This is a genomic window from Bacillus sp. USDA818B3_A (assembly GCF_009928415.1).
Classification (GTDB): domain Bacteria; phylum Bacillota; class Bacilli; order Bacillales; family Cytobacillaceae; genus Neobacillus.
Map to the genome: position 1 here is coordinate 660676 of NZ_JAABNN010000003.1, position 20439 is coordinate 681114.

Sequence of the window (20439 nt, forward strand, 5' to 3'; positions counted from 1 at the left end):
GGTAAATTTCAAACATTAAGTTAGTTCGAAAGATTGAAAAAATTTTTGGCAAAAAAATTTTTTATACTTTTAGACAGCGTACCTGCCCACAAAAGTTATGCCCCTTTGAAATTCGGCTCTCTTTTTTCAAGAAATGCCTGAATCCCTTCTTTTGCATCGTTAGAGACAAATACTTCTCCAAATAATTCTGCTTCTCTTTTGGTTCCTTCATAAAACTCTTCTGTTTTAGCATAATTCAGTAATTCAATGGCTGCACGGATGGAGCCAGGGCTTTTCTTAGCAATCTTGCCTGCAAGCTTATACGTTTCATCTAAAAGTTCGCTTTCCGGAAAAGCACGATTCGCGAGACCGTATTGTACCGCTTCAAGTCCGGAAATTGGTTCAGAGGTGAACAGCATCTCCGCAGCACGGGCTGCCCCTATATATTTAGGCAATCGCTGTGTCCCGGCAAATCCCGGTATTAAACCAATCTGCAGTTCAGGCAGACCCAATTTAGCATTTTCACTTACATAACGGATATGACAAGCCATCGCGAGTTCAAGTCCCCCGCCAAGGGCTGCGCCATGAATCGCAGCGATAATTGGCTTAGGGAACTTTTCCATCCGGTCGAATAAATCCTGGCCAAACTTACCAAGGTTTACAAACCCTTCTGATGAGGTCACAGTTGTAAATTCCTTAATATCCGCCCCTGCCGAGAAAAATCGTCCTTCGCCGTGGATAACAACGACTCCAATCTCACGATTAGGTTCGATTTCATCAAGTACAGCCGATAGCTCTTTTAACAGACCTGATGAAAGAGCATTCGCTGGCGGACGCTCGATGGTAATCGCAGCAATCCGGTCCTGATACGACCATTTTAAGTATCCCAATGCAACTCCCCCTTTAAAGTTTTTTACCTTTTCCCACATCCATTGATCAGCAATCGATGGACAGGAGATGCAAGTGCTAATAAATCATACTTCTCCTCATTCATTACCCATGATGTAACAGTCTCATCAATTGTACCGAAAATCATCTGCCGGGCTAGACGAACATCAAGGTCACTGGAAAATTCACCTGTTTCTTTACCTTCTATAATGATATTGTCAATCACTTGTAAATATCCTTTAAGGACTCCATTGATCCTTAGCCGCAATTCTTTATTGGATTGACGTAACTCCAGCTGGGTAACAATGGCCATATGGTGATCACTAGATAGAAGTTGGAAATGGGTTTCAATCATCATTAATAACTTCTCTTCAGCCGTCACTTTTCCTGCAATCTTCGCTTCTATTTTTTCAACGAATTCGCCCATTTTTTCTTCAAAGAGAGAGATAAGGATGTCTTCTTTATTCTTAAAATATAGATAAATCGTTCCATCAGCCACCCCTGCCTGTTTCGCAATTTTGGAAACCTGTGCTTGATGGTATCCATTTTCAGCGATGACGATTACCGCTGCATCTATAATTTGCATATACTTCGGTTTGTTTTTTTTCAATTTATATCACCCTTTGAAGAATCTTACTATTATACTTTCCAATTAAAAAAGAAAAAATATGAATGAATCATCATTCATATTTTTATATTAAAATTTAAATGGTGCGCTGTCAAGAAAAATCAACCATTTCATCATATAATGAGGAATGTCTGACAGACAAGCCCTGTTGTTCAAAAAAAAATTTGCTTAGGCTTGTTTTTTTCTTTCTTCCTCTATTTTTAATTTTTCTTCCTCAACAAGTGTTCTTCTTAATATTTTTCCAATCGCTGTTTTTGGCAGCTCCTTTCTAAATTCAAAAAGCCGAGGTGCTTTATAGGCGGCCAAAAACTTTCTGGCAAATTGATTCATTTCTTCTTCCGTTACCTTTGAACCTTCCTTTAGGACGATATACGCCTTGACGGTTTCCCCGCGATACGGATCAGGAATACCTGCTGCAACGGCTTCGACTACGTCCGGATGTTCATATAACACTTCTTCAATCTCTCTAGGATAGATATTAAATCCACCTGCAATAATCATATCTTTTTTACGATCAACGATATAAAAATGACCCTTTTTATCCATATAACCCAGGTCACCGGTATAAAGCCAGCCGTCTTTTAGTACCTCATCCGTTTCCTTTGGACGGTTCCAGTAACCCTTCATAATTTGCGGGCCCTTAATGACGATTTCTCCAATTTCTCCAATCGGTACCGGTTCGCCTGTTTCAACAGATAGAACGGCTGCATCTGTATCTGGATAAGGAACCCCAATGCTGCCCTTCACCCTGGGGACATCCCATAAAAAATTGGAATGTGTGACAGGAGATGCTTCAGACAGACCATACCCTTCGACCAGTTTACCGCCAGTTATTTCTTCAAACTTCTGCTGGACTTCCACCGGAAGCGGTGCAGACCCGCTGATACAGGAATCAATGCTAGACAGATCATATTTTTGTAAGTCCGGATGATTCAATAAGCCGATATAAATGGTTGGAGCTCCCGGAAAAAGGGTTGGTCTCTGTTTGTGTATTGTTTTTAACGTCGTTAACGCATCAAATTTAGGGAGGAGAATCATTTTACATGCCATTTTAATGGATAGAATCATGACAGTGGTCATTCCATAGACATGGAAGAAAGGCAAGATACCCAAAATGGATTCCTCTCCTGGTTTACACTTATATAACCAGGCTTCACTCATACAAGTATTGGCGCTTAAATTTTTATGTGTCAGCATCACGCCCTTAGGAGATCCAGTTGTTCCGCCTGTATATTGTAATAAGGCGATATCTTCCTCAACATTAAAATCGTACTGGGTTAACTCCTTCGGATTTGATTTTAGAATTTGAGTTAATAAATGGGAGTGCCCCTCATGTTTGACCTTGACGACAATTCCATATTGCTTTTTCTGGATGAAAGGATAAACAAGATTTTTCGGAAATGGCAGATAGTCTTTGATAGCGGTTACAATAATGTGTTGTATATTCGTTTGCGGCATGACTTTGGTGACTCGCGGATAGAGAATATCTAGGGTGATGATTGCTTTTGCACCGGAGTCTTTCATTTGATACTCCAGTTCTCGTTCGGTATACAAAGGATTCGTTTGAACAACGATTCCTCCAGCCATTAATATACCAAAATAACTGATTACGGCTTGTGGGGAATTTGGCAGCATGATCGCTACCCGGTCATCTTTTTGAATGTTTAAGGATTGCTGCAGATAGCTGGCAACGCTCAAAGCTTCTTCATAAAGCTGCTTATACGTTATTTCTTTACCTAAAAAATGAATCGCTATTTTCTCTGGAAATTCATTGGCTGCATGGACTAAATATTCTTGTATCGGTTCTTCGGTGTAGTCAAGCTTGGCGGGTATTTCCTTTGGATAAAGGTCCAACCATGGTTTTGACTCCAAAATTACAACCTCCCTTTATCTATAAAATGGCTCTCCTTCTATTATATTACAGCGATTGGTTATAGACAATGAGACTTTCAATTAGAGGGCTTATTCAATTTTTAGTTTAAAAATAAACAATCATCGCCGAATGACTTCAGCGATGATTGTTTTAAACAAAAAACACCATATAAATAACGCCAATAATTAAAAATAAACCACACAATCCCAGCAGAACTTTTGCTAATGTCTCCACCGCTTCTTCTCCCCTTACGATATTCCTGCACCAATTACGAATGACAATCCAATTGAGATAATCAGTGAGATCAATCCGACTGCCCGATTATCATTTTGGATTTCCTCATCAATCTTAAATTTGGGTGTTAAAAATTCGAAGATAAAGTATCCAGCTAAAAGAAGGACAAACCCGTAAACACCCCAGCCGATCATTTCCAGCAAGGAATTGTTCTCCCTAACTGAGGCACGGAAAATATTGGCCAGTCCCAATATTTTTCCACCAGTTGCCATCGCCACAGCCAGGTTTCCCTTCTTGATTTCTTCCCAATTTTTATATTTCGTCACCACTTCAAAAATGGCTAAAAAAACAACCATGCATAAAATGACAACACTGTAATATGCAGCAATTTGAATGTATTTATTATTCCAAAATTGATCCATACGTTTCTCCCAGGATTTTATTTAAATTCGACGATGGTTACCCCTGTACCACCTTCACCGGCATCTCCAAAGCGGATTTTTTTAACAGAACGATGGTTTTTTAAGTATTCCTGTACACCTTGTCTTAATGCTCCTGTACCCTTTCCATGGATGATAGAAACTCGTGGATAACTTGAAAGAAGAGCGTCATCTATATATTTTTCTACCTTCATCAGTGCATCCTCATATCTTTCCCCGCGAAGATCCAATTCAAGTTTTACTAATGTATCCCGTCCTTTTACAATGGCCATTGGCTTTGTTTCCACTTGTTTAGGTGTACTCAGGTACTCTAGGTCCTTCTCTTTGACCTTCATTTTCAAAATGCCGATTTGAACCTGCCATTCATTGTCCGAGACACGTTCCACTAAGGTCCCTCTTTGACCGAAGGTTAACACCTTCACTTCATCACCAGGCGTAAAGGTATGCTTTTTATCTTTTTTATTTGACATTTTCCCGGATTTCTTGATTTCCGGTGCTGCCTGTTCAAGCCGTCTTTTGGCATCGATCAGCTCATGCTCTTTTATTTCTGCATGTTTCTCTGTCCTCATTTTTCGTAAATCGCGAATGACCTTTTCGGCCTCTTGTTTGGCTTCATCCACAATATCCGCAGCCTTTTCAGCCGCTTTTTCGAGCATTGTATCTTTCTTATCATAATACTCGATCATTTGCTTTTGCAGGTCTTGATGAAGTTTTTCCGCTTGTTTTAAGAAATCGCGTGCTTCTTGTTGTTCACGTTCCGCCTGGCGCTTGCTTTCCTCAAGTGAAGCAATCATCTTATCAATCTGATTCGTATCTTCACTCACATGAGAACGGGCTGCTTCAATGACCCTTTCGTTTAAGCCAAGCCGTTTTGAAATTTCAAACGCATTACTCCGGCCCGGTACTCCTAATAATAGTTTATAAGTAGGGCTCAAGGTCTCTACATCAAATTCTACACTCGCATTTAATACTCCTTCACGGTTGTAGCCATAAGCCTTTAATTCCGGATAGTGGGTAGTAGCAATAACCCTTGCCCCACGCTTATGAACTTCATCTAAAATCGAAATCGCCAGGGCAGCACCTTCCTGCGGGTCCGTTCCTGCGCCCAGTTCATCGAATAGAACCAGGCTGTTAAAATCGACTCGATTTAAGATATCAACAATATTCACCATGTGGGATGAAAAGGTACTAAGGCTTTGTTCAATGGACTGCTCATCACCAATATCCGCATAAATCGCGTCAAATACAGCTAGTTCTGAGCCATCCAGAGCTGGTATCTGAAGACCCGCCTGCGCCATTATTGAGCAAAGGCCAAGTGTTTTTAGTGTCACTGTTTTTCCGCCTGTATTGGGACCCGTAATGACAATCGTTGTGTAGTCCTTGCCAAGCATAATATCATTGGCAACGACTTCATCGATTGGAATGAGCGGATGACGGGCCTTAAATAAAGCAATTCTGCCTTCATTATTCATGACGGGCATCGATGCCTTTATTTTCCTGCCATATTTCGCTTTTGCAAAAATAAAGTCCAGGTTAGCTAAAATCCCGACAATAACCCTGAGTTCACTTTCAAATTCAGCGGTTTTAGCAGATAAGTCTGTCAGGATTCGTTCAATTTCCAGCTGCTCCTTCACACGGATATCTTGAAGCTGATTATTTAATTGTACAATGACCTGCGGCTCAATAAATAGGGTCTGGCCTGATGAACTTTGGTCATGAATAATTCCGCCATAATGGCCGCGATACTCCTGCTTTACCGGAATAACAAACCGGTCATTCCGGATCGTAACAATCGCATCAGACAACATTTTTGCCGCGTTGGATGAACGGATCATACTCTCTAAGCGTTCACGGATTCGTGACTCGTTTGACCTGAGCTGTTGCCTTAGTGAGCGCAGCAAGTCACTTGCACTATCTAACACTTCGCCGCTCTCGTCAATGGCATGTTTAATTTCATGTTCTAGATTCGTAAGCGGAATGATCTGCGCAACTTGTTCAATTAAAATAGGAAGTTCTGTTCTTTCTTCAGCAAGCTCCTCAATAAATCGTTTGATTTGGCGGCTGGTATGAATGGTGCTGGCAATTTGCACCAACTCATGTGAGCTTAGTACGCCGCCAATTACCGAACGTTTTATATGCGGTCGGATATCGTGAATACCTGATAAGGGAACATTTCCTTTTATCCGGACAACAGTTGTGGCTTCATCCGTTTCTGCTTGAAGCCGGACCACCTCTTCAAAATTGATCGAAGGCATTAAATTCTTTATTTGATCTCTTCCAAGCGAGGAAGAGGCATGTTCGAATAGCTGTTCTTTTATTTTTGTAAATTCTAAAACCTTTAAAGCTCTTTCATGCATGGAGTTTCCCCCCTTTTATCGTTGATGTAAAAATTCTAGTAATTCATACTTATCTAAAGCATTGATAACTGTAGATTTCTTAATCCAGCCCTTCTTCGCAGCGGATACGCCAATTTTCATATGCTTTAATGTATCCAATTGATGAGCATCGGTATTAATAAGGATCTTAACCCCATTCTCCTGGGCCTTTCGTAAATATTCCGCTGCCAAATCAAGCCGGTTCGGGTTCGCATTTAATTCCAATGCTGTATTCGTCTCTTTTGCCAATTGGATTAATAAGTCCACATCGACATCATAACCCTCCCGGCGGCCAATTTTACGCCCTGTTGGATGGGCAATCAGATCGACATGAGCATTTTCAAGTGCGGTCTTTAGACGGTCCATAATCTTATCCCTTGGCTGAGAAAAGGCCGAATGAATCGAGGCGATAACAAAATCCATTTCAGCTAACAGTTCATCATCGTAGTCTAATGTACCATCAGGCAGAATATCCATTTCCACCCCTGAAAGAATCAGGATATCATCGTATTTTTCGTTTAACTTTTTAATTTCTTCTTTTTGTCTTAACAAGCGCTCTCGGGTAAGCCCGTTCGCTACTTTAAGGTACTGCGAATGATCTGTGATTGCCAAATATTGATAACCCCTAGCCCGGCAGGCTTCGACCATTTCCTCAATCGAGTGGGCTCCGTCACTCCAGGTGGTATGCATATGCAGATCACCTTTAATATCATCTAGTTCAATTAATTCTTCAGACTCCGAAAATTGCTCTACTTCTCTTCCATCTTCCCTGATTTCCGGCGGGATAAATGGCAGATCAAAATGTTTGAAAAATTCTTCTTCCGATGAAAAAGTAAGGATTTCTCCTGTTTCCACATTTTCGACTCCATATTCACTGATCTTTTCCCCGCGTTCTTTGGCCAACTGACGCATCCGGACATTATGATCCTTAGAACCTGTGAAGTGATGCAGAGTTGTAATAAATTCCTCAGGTTTAACAAGTCGGAAGTCAACCGAAACGTCGTAATCCAGGTCTAAAACAATCGAGACCTTTGTATCGCCGGCACCAATAACTTCCTTGATACGCGGTATTTTTAATAAATGTTCTCGTACCTTTTCCGGTTGAGTAGTTGCAATGATGAAATCAAGATCTTTTATCGTTTCCCTCATTCTTCTGATGCTTCCCGCTTTGGAAAAACGGACGATGTCAGGCATCTCAGCGAGGTTAGCTTCAATTTGTTCGGAAATTGGCAGCATATATGCCAATGGGAGCCGCTCCGGCCTTGTTCCCACATTGGCAATCGCACTTAAGATTTTCTCTTCTGTCTTTTTCCCAAATCCGGCAAGAGCTTGTACCCGGTTCTCCTCGCACGCTTCTTTTAAACTATCAACGTCGATAATCCCAAGCTCTTTATAAAGCTTAGCGATTTTCTTCCCGCCAAGCCCTTGAATCTGCAATAACGGAATTAATCCAGCCGGCACTTCTTCTTTCAACTCTGTTAATACAGTCGATGTGCCCTCTTTTACATACTCATCAATAACGGCCGCCGTACCCTTACCAATCCCGGATATACTTGTAAAGTCCTCAATTTCTGCTAAAACACGCTCATCTGTTTCAAGTGCGTTTGCTGCTTTGCGAAAGGCAGAGACTTTAAATGGGTTTTCACCCTTTAATTCCATATAAATGGCGATGGTTTCCAATAACCGTATTAAATCCTTTTTATTTACTTCCATAAAATAATCACCTGCCTAAGTTAACATTTTTTTATTTTATCCTATTTTTTGCATGAATAGAAAAACTCCTCTGCTAAAGAGAAGTTCAAGCAGTTGTATATTCAATCCACAAGCTTTTGATCTGCTGCGAAAGGATAGGAGTGTGGTTTACAATCGATTTCGCCAGAGAAGATTGATCCAGTGCATCCTGAATAAATCCGATTGGAATCAAGGCGGCAATATATAATAAAATAAAAATAATTAAATAGACTTCGCAAAAACCTAACAGGCCGCCAGCTAATACATTTAACTGTCTAAGTACCGGTAAGTGGGCAATAAAGTCCAGCATGGAGCCTATAATTTGGAACAGTACTTTTACTGCAAAAAAGATAATGACAAAGGCAACAGCCCGGTAGAATGCGCTTTCCATATCACTTGAGTCTGTTAATACTTTTAATGCTGTAGAATCGCCGAAGTTCGGATAGGGAATCCATAAAATGAGTTTTGTCGAAAGTTCTTCGTAGTAGGAAGCGGCGGCAACATATGCAATAATAAAGCCAATGATATGAACAAGCTGGAGGATAAACCCTCTTTTAAGTCCAACAAAGAATCCAATAATAAGAAAAATAATAATGGCTAAACCTAACATAATTTTTAGTCCTTTTCTTTTTGTATTTCTGCTTGCAGCTTTTCTAACTGGTCTTTGATTTTTATATAGTCATTGACTGCGTTTAAAGCGGTCAGAACAGCTAGTTTATTTACTTCAAGTGTTGGATTCTTAAAACCGATTTCGCGCATTTTGTCGTCAACCAAGGATGCCACAAGCCGGATATGACTGGGATTCTCCGTACCCAATATGACGTATTGCTGTCCGTAAATATCAACGGTTGTTCTGTGTTTTTCTGTATTTGACAACGTAAAGCCTCCATTCCAGAATCCTACTCTATACTATAACACGAACGTATATGTGTCGAAAAGTCAAACCAATTGAAAATAAAAACAGACTTGATTCTTAGTAAGATATTTTTTAGAAATGTGGTGTATTTTAGTGGGAAATGTGGTTCTCAATTTAGAAATGTCAAAGATTAACGAAATGAAAAACTATTATGCCAAACAGCTTTTAGATAAAAACATACCTGGAGGTGTGTTTGCAGCAAAGACTCCAGCCTGTATGATTACAGCCTATAAATCTGGAAAGGTCTTGTTCCAAGGGAATGATTGTGAAAAGGAAGCTGGGAAATGGGGCAGTGCCGGAAGTACTGGTGCTTCAAGTACTAAGCCTTCTTCTGGGAAAAATAAAGTTGTCCCAAAAGGTGACTTGCCTGTGGGTATAAGCGGGATGTCGGCAATCGGTTCTGATGAAGTCGGGACCGGTGACTTTTTTGGGCCGATTACGGTTGTGGCTGCCTATGTAAGAAAGGAAGATATTCCGCTATTAAAGGAGTTAGGTGTACGGGATTCTAAGGATTTAAATGATGAAAAGATTATTCAAATTGCTAAAGTGATTAAAGATGTCATACCATTCAGCTTGATGACACTAAAGAATGATAAGTATAATCAGGTTCAAAGTTCGGGAATGTCTCAAGGAAAAATGAAGGCATTGCTTCATAATCAGGCGATTTTAAAAGTGTTAGAGAAGATTTCTCCTGCAAAACCGGAGGCGATTCTAATCGACCAATTTGTTCAGCCGAGTACTTATTTTCAGCATTTAAAAGGGCAAAAGGCGATAGCCACTAAGGATGTTTATTTTAGTACGAAGGCGGAAGGTATTCATCTTGCTGTGGCGGCAGCAAGTATTATAGCAAGGTATGCGTTTATTCAATATATTGATAAGCTTAGTGAGACGGCAGGATTTAAGATTCCTAAAGGAGCCGGGGCACAGGTGGATGTGGCTGCGGCTAAGCTAATTTTGAGTAAAGGCCGGGAAAGTCTGCCTTCGTTTGTAAAACTTCATTTTGCGAATACCGATAAGGCGATGGCTATTGCAAATAAAAAACGGAACTAATTTTTGTGGGTGCCGTTGAATAAAGTGATAGTAAATGGCGATGGGAGTTGGTGTATGTGGTAAAGAGATTAGGTTTGACAGAGATTGATCAGGCTTTGGCCGGGCTATCCGGATGGAAATTAGACGGTAAGTTTATTGTAAAAAAGTATCGTTTCCGGGAGTTTTTAAGTGGTATAGCGTTTGTAAATGAAATTGCCCAGTTTTCGGAAGAGAAGAATCATCATCCGTTTATTGCGATTGATTATAAGTTAGTGACTTTGAGGCTTACCTCTTGGAATGCCGGGGGATTGACGGACTTGGATGTTGATTTGGCGAAGGTTTATGATGAGATTTATCAAAAAATGTAATCAATGAGGCTATTCATGCATACTAGTTGTTGAAACGGCCTCTAATCTTAGGACTTTTCTGCGTTTAAATCTTTTATCAGCGATTTGAGATAACATATCATCGTTTTTTTATTTTTATCGGCGTTTTTATGGGTATATCAGCGAAATTTCGAATTTATCAGCGGAATTCTTGTTCTACCAGGGGATGGTCTTAGGAAAATAAAACCTTCCCTTTTTTGTTCCTGAAAAACTAAGGTTTGCCGATTGTAATAACCTTTTTGACGTATGGGATGAACTTAAATGGCAATAATCACGAAACTGTTGATTCGTTATTTTTGAGTCAATCAGTAAAAAGTAGTCCATTAGAGCATGAATATGGGCATCTTTTGAATAAGTCTCACAAACGGAACAATACCATTTTGATTTTTTTCGACTAAGGGGGAAATTGTTGCAGCGAGGACAGAAGACAGCCGTTAATAAATCAGATTTATTAATACCATATTTCCTCAGAACATAATTTGTGGGGATCGTATTCAGTTTTACCAGCAGCCGGCATAGTTTACGAAGATCCTTGGCATCTAGGAGAGGTTTCTTGTACTGATTTTCAAAGAAATGAATCTTATTTGGAAACACATCTGACTTACAAACACGCGGCTTTACCTTATATGCATTTTTCCCAGTAACAACATAGTTCGCAAAATTATTAGTGATTACTACTAGGTATTCAATTGGAATAGCCGGAAATTTATGTGCTGCTAGAAGTTTTTCAAGGTAATCTTGGTGTCTTTCTGCTTGTGCAATTGGATAGGGGTAACCCTTTTCTTTTTCATTATGGATCTGGATAAATTGCTCATTTTCGGTATCAAATATCAATTTACCTGCCATATTTTTGACTTCAATTATTAAGGCATATTCCGATGTAAGGAGGAGGGTGTCGTTTTGGCAGTTGTAATCGCCATCCGGAAGGTTTAAATCATGGAGTATCATGTATTTATCCTTGGGGAGATATCTAAGATAGTAGTCAAATGCAACTTCACCTTGGTAACCAACTCGCCTCCTTCCCAGCTCATCTTGAATCTCTTTATATTTGGGATGAGCAGGAGGAAGACGCCGGCATAAGGCCTCCAATATATGTATAGTTAGCGGGATTTCCCTCTCTTTTATTAGCACTATTTTTCACTCCTTTCGTTTTATGAGATACCTTTCTAATTAGAAGGCTAAAACTCCTGCAGAATTTTATCGAAATTTGTAAGAATTTTTTAATATCAGCGATTCATATATACTTATCAGCGATTTTTTGAATATATCAGCGATTCCAACCGTTTATCAGCGAAAATTAAATTTTATCAGCGAAACAGAAAAAAAGCCGGTTCGAATACAATCGAACCAGCTTTTTCAATGTCTTACCCTCTAAGAACAGCTCCAGCCTTCTCTTTCAAAGCCTCAAGCACACGCTCATGAACCTTCGTTACCTCTTCATCCGTCAACGTACGTTCAGGATCTAAATATTTCAACGAGAACGCAATCGACTTCTTGCCTTCTTCCATTCTTTCACCCTCATACAAATCGAATACCTCAGCCTCTTTTAGAAGCGGTGCACCAGTTGTTAGAATGATTTCTTTCAAGGTGCCTGACACCGTTTCTCTGTTTACCACAAGGGCAATGTCTCTTGTGATCGTTGGGAAGCGTGGGATGGCGTCGTATTGCAGTGGTACAGTTTCTTCTTGAAGAACAGCCTGTAAGGATAACTCAAATACATAGGTATCTTTTAGGTCTAGTTCTTTCTGGACGGTTGGGTGTACTTGGCCAACAAAGCCAATCTTCTCACCATCCAAGCGTACTTCAGCGGTACGGCCAGGGTGCATGCCTTCTACTTGCGCAGCAGCATATTCAATACGGTCTTCGAGACCAAGCATTGCAAACATACCTTCTAAAATACCTTTCACTACAAAGAAGTCAACTGCCTTCTTTTCACCTTGCCATGCTTGGCTGTGCCATAATCCTGTGACAGCCCCTGCTAAATGCTCGTTTTCAACCGGCAACGTTTCTTCACCATTTGATAAGAATACACCGCCAGTTTCATAAACCGCTAAGCTGTCGTTTTGTCGAGCACTATTATATTTTAGTACTTCTAATAATTGAGGCATGATACTTAAACGAAGCACACTTCTCTCTTCACTCATTGGCATGGCTAAACGGATTGGTTCCCGCTTTTCAAGGGCGTATTGTGAAGCTTTTTCCACGCTGGTCAATGAATAGGTTACCGCCTGAAACAATCCTGCTCCTTCAAGATACTGACGGACCACACGGCGTTTCTTTTGATAAGCAGACAATTTACCAGGTGTGGATGATCCAACTGGCAATGTTTTTGGAATGTCATCATAACCGTATAGACGGGCTACTTCTTCCACTAAGTCCTCTTCAATTCTAATATCTCCGCGGCGCGTTGGTGCCGTAACTGTAATCGTATCTTGTTCGATCGTTACCGGGAATTGCAAACGGTCAAAAATAGCTTTGACATCGTTCATTTGAATATCTGTGCCAAGCACACGGTTAATTTTCTCTAATGTGATAGAAACGACTGCAGGTTCTACCGTTAATGTGTCGACCTCTGAAGTACCTTCAAGCACTTCACCGCCAGCATATTTCGCCATTAAGTAAGCCGCACGTTCACCGGCTGCACGGACACGGTTTGGATCCACACCTTTTTCGAAACGAGCGCTCGCTTCGCTTCTTAAGCCGTGGTCCTTAGAAGCTTTACGGACGGTCTGACCGTTGAAATAAGCTGCTTCCAATAACACAGTGGTTGTATCTGCAGTAACCTCTGAATTTGCACCGCCCATTACTCCAGCAAGTGCAACTGGCTCATTTCCATTCGTGATGACAAGATGGTCAGATGACAATGTGCGTTCCACATCATCAAGGGTTACGAACTTCTCGCCATCTGTCGCACGGCGGACAAGGATTTCCTTTGAACCTAAACGATCATAATCAAATGCATGAAGCGGCTGTCCGTACTCTAAAAGAATATAGTTAGTAATATCGACCACGTTATTGTGTGGACGGATTCCAGCATTCATCAAACGAGTTTGCATCCATAATGGGGAAGGACCAATTTTAACGTTTTTAATGACCTTAGCAGCGTAAAGTGGATTATCTTCTTTTGCTTCAACATTAATTTCCACAAAATCTGATGCCTTTTCACTAATCGGTTCAAGCTCAGTTTCTGGAAACTTAACGTCTCTTCCTAGAATGGCCGCCACCTCATAGGCAACTCCGAGCATACTTAAGCAATCAGAGCGGTTAGGTGTTAAGCTTAGCTCTAACACTTCATCATCACGATTAAGCTGCGCTAACGCGTCAACGCCAACTTCCGTCTCTGCTGGAAAAACAAAGATTCCCTCGGAATATTCTTTCGCAACAATTTTCCCTTCCATACCAAGCTCTTGTAGAGAACAAATCATTCCATTTGACTCTTCACCGCGAAGCTTTGCTTTTTTGATTTTAAAATTACCAGGAAGTACCGCACCCACTGTAGCAACGGCAACCTTTTGGCCTTGTGCTACGTTTGGGGCACCGCATATAATTTGAACTGGCTGTTCTGCACCGATATCAACCAGACATTTGCTTAATTTATCGGCATTTGGATGCTGTTCACGTTCAAGGACATGACCAACAACGACACCTTTAATTCCTTCGTTAAGGACCTCTACTCCTTCAACTTCAATACCGCTTTTCGTGATTTTTTCTGCTAATTCAGCTGAGGTTACACCTGTTAAATCAACATAATCCTGCAGCCATTTATATGATACGAACATGTCTCCGTCTCCTCCTTACTCATGCTTAGAAAATTGTTTTAAAAATCGTACATCGTTTGTATAGAAATGACGGATATCATCGACACCGTATTTCAACATCGCAATCCGCTCAGGTCCCATTCCAAATGCAAATCCTGTGTATTTTTTAGAATCATAACCGGCCATTTCAAGCACGTTTGGATGAACCATCCCTGCACCTAAAATCTCAATCCAGCCGGTTTTTTTACATACATTACAGCCATGCCCGCCGCAAATTTTACAAGAGATATCCATTTCAACAGATGGTTCTGTGAATGGGAAGAAACTTGGACGAAGACGAATTTCACGATCTTCACCAAACATCTTTTTCGCAAAAACTTCTAATGTCCCTTTTAAGTCACTCATACGGATGTTTTCACCAACAACTAACCCTTCAATTTGCATGAATTGATGGGAGTGTGTCGCATCATCATTATCGCGGCGGTAAACTTTACCTGGGCAGATAATTTTAATCGGCCCTTTACCTTCATGCTTTTCCATTGTCCGTGCTTGGACTGGTGAGGTATGGGTGCGAAGAAGGATTTCTTCCGTAATATAGAAGGAGTCCTGCATATCGCGGGCTGGGTGGCCTTTTGGTAAATTAAGCGCCTCGAAATTATAATAGTCCTGCTCTACCTCAGGACCTTCAGCAACTTGATAGCCCATGCCGATAAATAGGTCTTCAATTTCTTCAATGATTCTTGTCAGTGGATGATGGTTTCCAACCTTGATTGGGCTGCCTGGCAGGGTGACATCGATGCTTTCAGATGCTAATCTTTCTAACACTGCAGCTTCTTCTAATCCTTTTTGTTTCACTTCAATTTTAGCAGCAATGGTTTCACGCACTTCATTGACAAGCGCCCCCATTACTGGACGTTCTTCAGCTGAAAGCTTCCCCATTCCGCGCAGCACTTCCGTAATAGGTCCCTTTTTCCCCAGGTAAGCAACGCGGACGTCATTTAATTCTTTTAAGCTGGAAGACTGTTCAACTTTTTCAATAGCCTCTTGCTGCAATTCTTTTAAACGTTCTTGCATATCATCTATTCCTCCTTAATGGTAATTGGCCACATTAGAATGGTAATTGAAAAACAAAAAAACCCCATCCCTGGAAAGGGACGAGGTTTGTTATTCGCGGTACCACCCTTGTAAACACGTTATGTAAAAAAAACATTGTGTTCGCTTGATTCTAATAACGGCTTATGCCGGTACACCTTTACACTTAAAAAGTGGTCCTGGTGCCAACTCAGGAGGTGAACTTCCCTAATCTAGAACCATAAAAGTGCTTGCAGTCACGGCACTTTCTCCCTAAATGGTCGATAACTAGGTACTTTTCTCCGTCATCGTTTTTAACTTTTTTCAATTGTTCATTATTATATAACGTTTTTCAGCAAAAGGTCAAACCTATTCCGCTTATTTTTTCAAATAATAGAGCAGGATTCCAGTGGCGACCGCTACATTTAACGACTCACTTTTTCCGAAGATCGGAATGTACAAATTGGTGTTTGTACTTGTAAGGAGGTCTTTCGCAACACCATTGCCTTCATTGCCGACAATCAGGGCAAACGAGTCTTGACTGGAAACCTCCGTGTAGGCAGCCGCTTCTTCAAGCGCCGTTCCATAAACCGGTATATTGTTGTCTTGAAGTTTATCTATCCATTCATGAAGGTCATCCCTAAGGATTGGCAGGTGAAAGTGACTTCCCTGTGCCGCCCGCAGCACCTTGGAGTTATAAATATCAACACATCCACGTCCAGCGATGACTGCGTCAATTCCTGCTGCATCCGCAGTACGAATCATCGTTCCAAGATTACCCGGATCCTGTACAGCGTCTATTAATAGGAAAGTCTTTCCCTTTTCGGCCAAGGCTTCAGACATTTTACTTGGAACACGGCAAACAGCATAAATTCCTTGCGGAGCTTCGGTTTCAGTTAACAATTTAGAAATTTCCTCTGTAACTTGAGTGACTGGTGTAGAACTTATATCCCAGCGCGGGGGCAGATCGACCTGATCCGAAACGATAATTTCTAAAATCTGCTCTCCTTGCTTCAATGCTTCTTCTACTAAATGAAACCCCTCTATGATAAACGACTCGGTTTTATCCCGCTCTTTTTTGGTTAAAAGTTTTCTCCATTGTTTTACCTTAGGATTATTGACAGATTCGATGTATTTCAAACTAAACAGTTCTCCTTTAATTAGCTCATATGATTTTCTCATTATATCCTAAATTTATTACATAATAAAACCAAAAACTAGAAATCATATTATTGAATGCATGCTAACAAAAGGAGGGTGCTATAAATGAACTTAAACCTAAGAAATGCTATTCTTCACAATGTTTCTGGGAATTCACAAGATCAATTAGAAGATACCATCGTTGATGCAATTCAAAGCGGTGAGGAAAAGATGCTTCCAGGACTTGGTGTCTTATTCGAAGTGATTTGGAAAAATTCATCTGAAGATGAGAAGAAAGAAATGCTTGATACCCTTGAAAAAGGTGTAAAGTAATTCACCGGCTGCCATCATGGCGGCTTTTTTTATTGAAAAAATCCCTCAGTTACTAGCTAACCGAGGGACTGCAAAAGTTTTATTCAAAAGTAATTTTATCAACCGTCTCACGGTCAAGACGCTTAATAACCTCTACAATCAGTTTAACCGCGTTTTCATAATCATCACGGTGGAGCATCGCTGCATGTGAGTGGATATAACGAGTCGCAATCGTGATGGCGAGTGCAGGTACACCATTATGTGTTAAATGAATGGATCCGGCATCTGTACCGCCGCCAGGAATTGATTCGAATTGATAAGGGATATTCAATTCATCCGCTGTATCTGTTACAAAATCACGTAGGCCTTTATGGGCAACCATCGAAGCATCATAAACAACTACTTGCGGGCCTTTTCCCATTTTGCTCATCGCTTCTTTTTCAGAAATCCCCGGTGTATCACCGGCAATACCAACGTCCACTGCAAAACCGATATCAGGTTCAATTTTGTAAGTAGCTGTCTTCGCCCCGCGTAGGCCAACCTCTTCTTGAACATTCCCGACACCATAAACAACGTTTGGATGATCAACATCTTTTAACTGTCTTAGCACATCAATTGCAATCGCACAGCCGATCCGATTATCCCAGGCTTTCGCTAACAGCATTTTTTCATTGTTCATCACAGTAAATTCAAAATATGGAACAACCATATCTCCAGGCCGGACGCCCCACTCTGAAGCTTCTTCCCGGCTTGATGCACCAATATCAATGAACATGTCTTTGATTTCAACTGGCTTCTTACGTGCTTCAGCAGATAAAACATGCGGCGGCTTAGAACCGATGATCCCTGTCACTTCCCCTTTTCTCGTCACAATTGTTACGCGCTGGGCCAGCATTACTTGTCCCCACCAGCCGCCTACTGTTTGAAAGCGGAGGAACCCTTTGTCATCGATTGCCGTAATCATAAAACCAACTTCATCTAAGTGGCCGGCTACCATGATTTTCGGACCACCCTCTTTACCTACCTTTTTTGCAATTAAACTACCTAGACCATCGGTAGTAATTTCATCGGCATATGGAGCTATGTATTGTTTCATTACTTCGCGCACTTCACGCTCATTACCAGGAATTCCTTTAGCATCTGTCAAATCCTTTAGCATTGTCAATGTTTCGTCTAAATTTGCCATGTTTTACCCCCTAATTGGTATTTAACACCTTCATTATACAAAACTGCATTCCAAAGCTACAAATTTTTGAGCTAATAGTTATTTTGCTGTCTTTGATAATTTACTTCGTTTTTTGCAAAATATGCCTGTTCGATTTCTCCCCCTGTGAACCCTAATACGGTTGACAGCGTCAGATATGCTTCAAATAACTTTTTATAATCTGTAAATGCCCTGCTTTTTTGAAAGATGCCGATCAATTCATAGACATGAAGAAACTGTTCGGTGGCGCTTCGTTCTGGTTCTGCCGGTTCGATTTCAAATGTGTTTTCATTAAAACCACACGCTATTCCAAGGGATAAGATAAAGTGAACTCCATCGACAAACTCTTCCAATACCACTTGCTTAGAAGAAGAAGGCTTCACGCTCCAAAATTTAAAACAGCGGGTTTCATTTGCTAATTCACCAATTTCCACCAACAGCGCAAGAACCTTTTTGTCAAATAAGTCCGCATCATGCAGTCCGTGTTTTTGTTCGATATGTGCATCCAATGCTTGTTGCATTTGAAAAAGTTTTTTAATTTCCATTTCCAGCGCTCCTCAAATAAAAAATTTTAAAAAGATAATTAACTCGATGACTGCAAGAATAGGAAAGCCCAGCTTAAAGGATGTATGCTTCGTCTTATGACGGAAAGCTTGCATGCCTGCGGTTGTTCCAATCGCTCCGCCAAAGATGGCCACAAGCCAAAGGGTTCTCTCACTTATTCTATATTCATGTTTTTTGGCCCGCTTTTTATCCTCCCCCATGATAAAAAGACCTACAATATTCATTACAATAACCGCAATCAAGAATATTTTCATTCCTCCATATCCCCTTTATAGAAAAAGCCATCCTCCTAAAAGAGAATGGCATTTATCATTTATTACTTATTCATTTGTGCTTTAGCAGCGTCTGCTAATTGAGTGAATGCAGCTGCATCGCTAATAGCTAATTCAGCAAGCATCTTGCGGTTTACTTCGATACCAGCAAGCTTTAGTCCGTGCATTAAACGGCTGTAAGAAAGACCGTTCATACGAGCTGCTGCGTTGATACGAGTAATCCAAAGTTTGCGGAAATCACGCTTAACCTGACGACGGTCACGGAAAGCATATTGTAATGATTTCATAACCTGTTGGTTAGCAACTTTATATAATGTATGTTTTGAACCGTAATAACCTTTAGCTAATTTAAGAACTCTTTTACGACGTTTGCGGGTAACAGTACCGCCTTTTACACGTGGCATGAAATTTCCCTCCTATAATAAATCGATCACTTATATTATTTTACGTAAGTTAATAATTGACGGATGCGTTTGAAATCGCCTTTTGAAACAAGACCTGATTTGCGAAGCTTACGCTTAGCTTTTGTTGATTTGTTAGCGAATAAGTGGCTTGTATAAGCATGGTCACGCTTAAGTTGACCAGAACCAGTTTTCTTGAAACGCTTTGCAGCGCCGCGGTGAGTTTTCATTTTTGGCATTGTAATAGTCCTCCCTATATTACTTATCGTTTTTAGGTGCTAACACTAGGAACATGCTTCGTCCATCCATTTTAGGATGTGATTCGATCGTCGCAACTTCCTTGCACGCTTCTGAAAAACGGTCTAATACTCGTTGACCGATTTCTTTATGGGTAATCGCCCGGCCCTTAAATCGGATTGACGCTTTTACCTTGTCGCCTTTTTCCAAAAACTTAATGGCATTACGAAGCTTTGTATTAAAGTCATGTTCATCAATCGTTGGGCTTAGACGAACTTCTTTAGTAGTAATAATCTTTTGATTCTTACGAGCTTCTTTTTCTTTCTTTTGATTCTCGAATTTGAATTTGCCATAGTCCATAATCCGGGCTACCGGAGGCTTTGCATTTGGTGCAACAAGTACCAAATCAAGATTTACTCTTCCGGCAATCTCCAATGCTTCGAATTTGGTTTTAATCCCTAATTGTTCGCCATTCTGGTCAATTAAACGAACTTCACGTGCACGGATGCCCTCATTTAACAACATATCTTTGCTAATAATTAGCCACCTCCAAGGTTTTATCAAGAATACAACGTCTGGGTACAAGAATAAGATCACCTTATTGTTTGACACCCTAATTGATTGACAGGCATGAATTACTTTTAAAAGTGCTATTTCTTAAGTAAACAAACAAAAAAGTGCGGATGAATACACCCACACTTTACAGAACATAAGTAATAAACAAAAAGTTCACGTAAAACCTGCCAACTGCTTAACTAGCGTCAATCAGGTGAGAAGCGGGTGCTTCTTCTTTTCCCAAAAATAAGTATTCAATTTTACCTTAGTAACTATATCATAGCTAGGATTACTTGTCAAACGAACTATTTTTCTTTGACAACGAAATTTATTGTAGCAAGAAACCAAAAATTATTCAACATTTTTTTTTAAGAACCATGAATTTGCAAAAAATAAAGTAGGGAAACCTTTTTCAAGGCTTCCCCCTTATCAAACCGTACGTGCCC

Annotated in this window: 21 protein-coding genes and 2 other annotated features; of the genes, 3 read left to right on the plus strand and 18 right to left on the minus strand. The window is 40.5% G+C overall.

Annotation, left to right across the window (positions count from 1 at the left end):
• Positions 1-95: 95 nt before the first annotated feature.
• From GXK58_RS09635 to zapA, 8 genes are all read right to left on the minus strand, one after another.
• On the minus strand, positions 96-869 hold the full coding sequence (locus GXK58_RS09635; protein ID WP_160722089.1) for an enoyl-CoA hydratase: 774 nt from the start codon (positions 867-869) through the stop codon (positions 96-98).
• A gap of 23 nt (positions 870-892) precedes the next feature.
• A complete protein-coding gene (locus tag GXK58_RS09640) occupies positions 893-1477 on the minus strand; it encodes a TetR/AcrR family transcriptional regulator (RefSeq protein ID WP_160722091.1) in 585 nt (194 codons plus the stop codon).
• Positions 1478-1663: 186 nt separating this feature from the next.
• The gene (locus tag GXK58_RS09645; RefSeq protein WP_160722220.1) at positions 1664-3370 is read right to left on the minus strand and encodes an AMP-binding protein; all 1707 of its coding nucleotides are present in this window, start codon (positions 3368-3370) and stop codon (positions 1664-1666) included.
• Between the two features lie 246 nt (positions 3371-3616).
• On the minus strand, positions 3617-4024 hold the full coding sequence (locus GXK58_RS09650; RefSeq protein ID WP_160722093.1) for a DUF350 domain-containing protein: 408 nt from the start codon (positions 4022-4024) through the stop codon (positions 3617-3619).
• A gap of 17 nt (positions 4025-4041) precedes the next feature.
• Complete coding sequence (locus GXK58_RS09655) at positions 4042-6399, minus strand: endonuclease MutS2 (protein ID WP_160722095.1); 2358 nt, start codon at positions 6397-6399, stop codon at positions 4042-4044.
• A gap of 15 nt (positions 6400-6414) precedes the next feature.
• Positions 6415-8130 (minus strand): DNA polymerase/3'-5' exonuclease PolX, encoded by a 1716-nt coding sequence (gene polX, locus GXK58_RS09660; protein WP_160722097.1) that lies wholly within the window; start codon positions 8128-8130, stop codon positions 6415-6417.
• A gap of 85 nt (positions 8131-8215) precedes the next feature.
• Positions 8216-8758, minus strand: a complete 543-nt coding sequence (locus GXK58_RS09665; RefSeq protein WP_160722099.1) for a CvpA family protein — start codon at positions 8756-8758, stop codon at positions 8216-8218.
• 5 nt (positions 8759-8763) lie between these two features.
• Positions 8764-9024, minus strand: a complete 261-nt coding sequence (gene zapA / locus GXK58_RS09670) for a cell division protein ZapA (RefSeq protein ID WP_160722101.1) — start codon at positions 9022-9024, stop codon at positions 8764-8766.
• A gap of 133 nt (positions 9025-9157) precedes the next feature.
• Between zapA and rnhC the strand changes: the two genes are divergently transcribed.
• Both rnhC and GXK58_RS09680 read left to right on the plus strand, forming a co-directional pair.
• Complete coding sequence (gene rnhC, locus GXK58_RS09675) at positions 9158-10114, plus strand: ribonuclease HIII (protein WP_160722102.1); 957 nt, start codon at positions 9158-9160, stop codon at positions 10112-10114.
• Positions 10115-10170: 56 nt separating this feature from the next.
• Positions 10171-10461 carry a 4a-hydroxytetrahydrobiopterin dehydratase gene (locus GXK58_RS09680; RefSeq protein ID WP_160722103.1) on the plus strand — a complete coding sequence of 97 codons (291 nt, stop codon included), beginning with the start codon at positions 10171-10173 and terminating at the stop codon, positions 10459-10461.
• A gap of 174 nt (positions 10462-10635) precedes the next feature.
• Here GXK58_RS09680 and GXK58_RS09685 read toward each other — a convergent pair whose 3' ends face one another.
• The 4 genes from GXK58_RS09685 to GXK58_RS09700 form a co-directional block, all read right to left on the minus strand.
• Complete coding sequence (locus tag GXK58_RS09685) at positions 10636-11610, minus strand: nuclease-related domain-containing protein (protein ID WP_160722104.1); 975 nt, start codon at positions 11608-11610, stop codon at positions 10636-10638.
• Between the two features lie 233 nt (positions 11611-11843).
• Complete coding sequence (pheT, locus tag GXK58_RS09690; RefSeq protein ID WP_160722106.1) at positions 11844-14258, minus strand: phenylalanine--tRNA ligase subunit beta; 2415 nt, start codon at positions 14256-14258, stop codon at positions 11844-11846.
• A gap of 15 nt (positions 14259-14273) precedes the next feature.
• Positions 14274-15311: a phenylalanine--tRNA ligase subunit alpha gene (gene pheS, locus GXK58_RS09695; protein ID WP_160722107.1), complete on the minus strand. Its 1038-nt coding sequence runs from the start codon at positions 15309-15311 to the stop codon at positions 14274-14276.
• 73 nt (positions 15312-15384) lie between these two features.
• Positions 15385-15626, minus strand: a binding site (T-box leader).
• Between the two features lie 60 nt (positions 15627-15686).
• Positions 15687-16490: a TrmH family RNA methyltransferase gene (locus GXK58_RS09700; RefSeq protein ID WP_160722109.1), complete on the minus strand. Its 804-nt coding sequence runs from the start codon at positions 16488-16490 to the stop codon at positions 15687-15689.
• Between the two features lie 84 nt (positions 16491-16574).
• On the opposite strand from GXK58_RS09700, the gene sspI reads away from it, so the two are divergent.
• Positions 16575-16781, plus strand: coding sequence for a small acid-soluble spore protein SspI (gene sspI, locus GXK58_RS09705; RefSeq protein WP_160722110.1), 207 nt, complete (start codon positions 16575-16577; stop codon positions 16779-16781).
• 79 nt (positions 16782-16860) lie between these two features.
• Here sspI and GXK58_RS09710 read toward each other — a convergent pair whose 3' ends face one another.
• The 6 genes from GXK58_RS09710 to infC all read right to left on the minus strand — a co-directional run bounded on the left by GXK58_RS09710 (position 16861) and on the right by infC (position 19978).
• Positions 16861-17946 carry a M42 family metallopeptidase gene (locus GXK58_RS09710; RefSeq protein WP_160722112.1) on the minus strand — a complete coding sequence of 362 codons (1086 nt, stop codon included), beginning with the start codon at positions 17944-17946 and terminating at the stop codon, positions 16861-16863.
• 71 nt (positions 17947-18017) lie between these two features.
• On the minus strand, positions 18018-18509 hold the full coding sequence (locus GXK58_RS09715; RefSeq protein WP_160722113.1) for a dUTP diphosphatase: 492 nt from the start codon (positions 18507-18509) through the stop codon (positions 18018-18020).
• Between the two features lie 12 nt (positions 18510-18521).
• On the minus strand, positions 18522-18782 hold the full coding sequence (locus GXK58_RS09720; protein WP_160722114.1) for a DUF1294 domain-containing protein: 261 nt from the start codon (positions 18780-18782) through the stop codon (positions 18522-18524).
• A 62-nt stretch (positions 18783-18844) separates the two neighbouring features.
• A complete protein-coding gene (gene rplT / locus GXK58_RS09725; RefSeq protein ID WP_160722116.1) occupies positions 18845-19204 on the minus strand; it encodes a 50S ribosomal protein L20 in 360 nt (119 codons plus the stop codon).
• A gap of 35 nt (positions 19205-19239) precedes the next feature.
• Positions 19240-19440 carry a 50S ribosomal protein L35 gene (gene rpmI / locus GXK58_RS09730; RefSeq protein WP_160722117.1) on the minus strand — a complete coding sequence of 67 codons (201 nt, stop codon included), beginning with the start codon at positions 19438-19440 and terminating at the stop codon, positions 19240-19242.
• Between the two features lie 19 nt (positions 19441-19459).
• A complete protein-coding gene (gene infC / locus GXK58_RS09735) occupies positions 19460-19978 on the minus strand; it encodes a translation initiation factor IF-3 (RefSeq protein ID WP_176541431.1) in 519 nt (172 codons plus the stop codon).
• Positions 19979-20103: 125 nt separating this feature from the next.
• Positions 20104-20236, minus strand: a sequence feature (ribosomal protein L20 leader region).
• Positions 20237-20439: the final 203 nt, after the last annotated feature.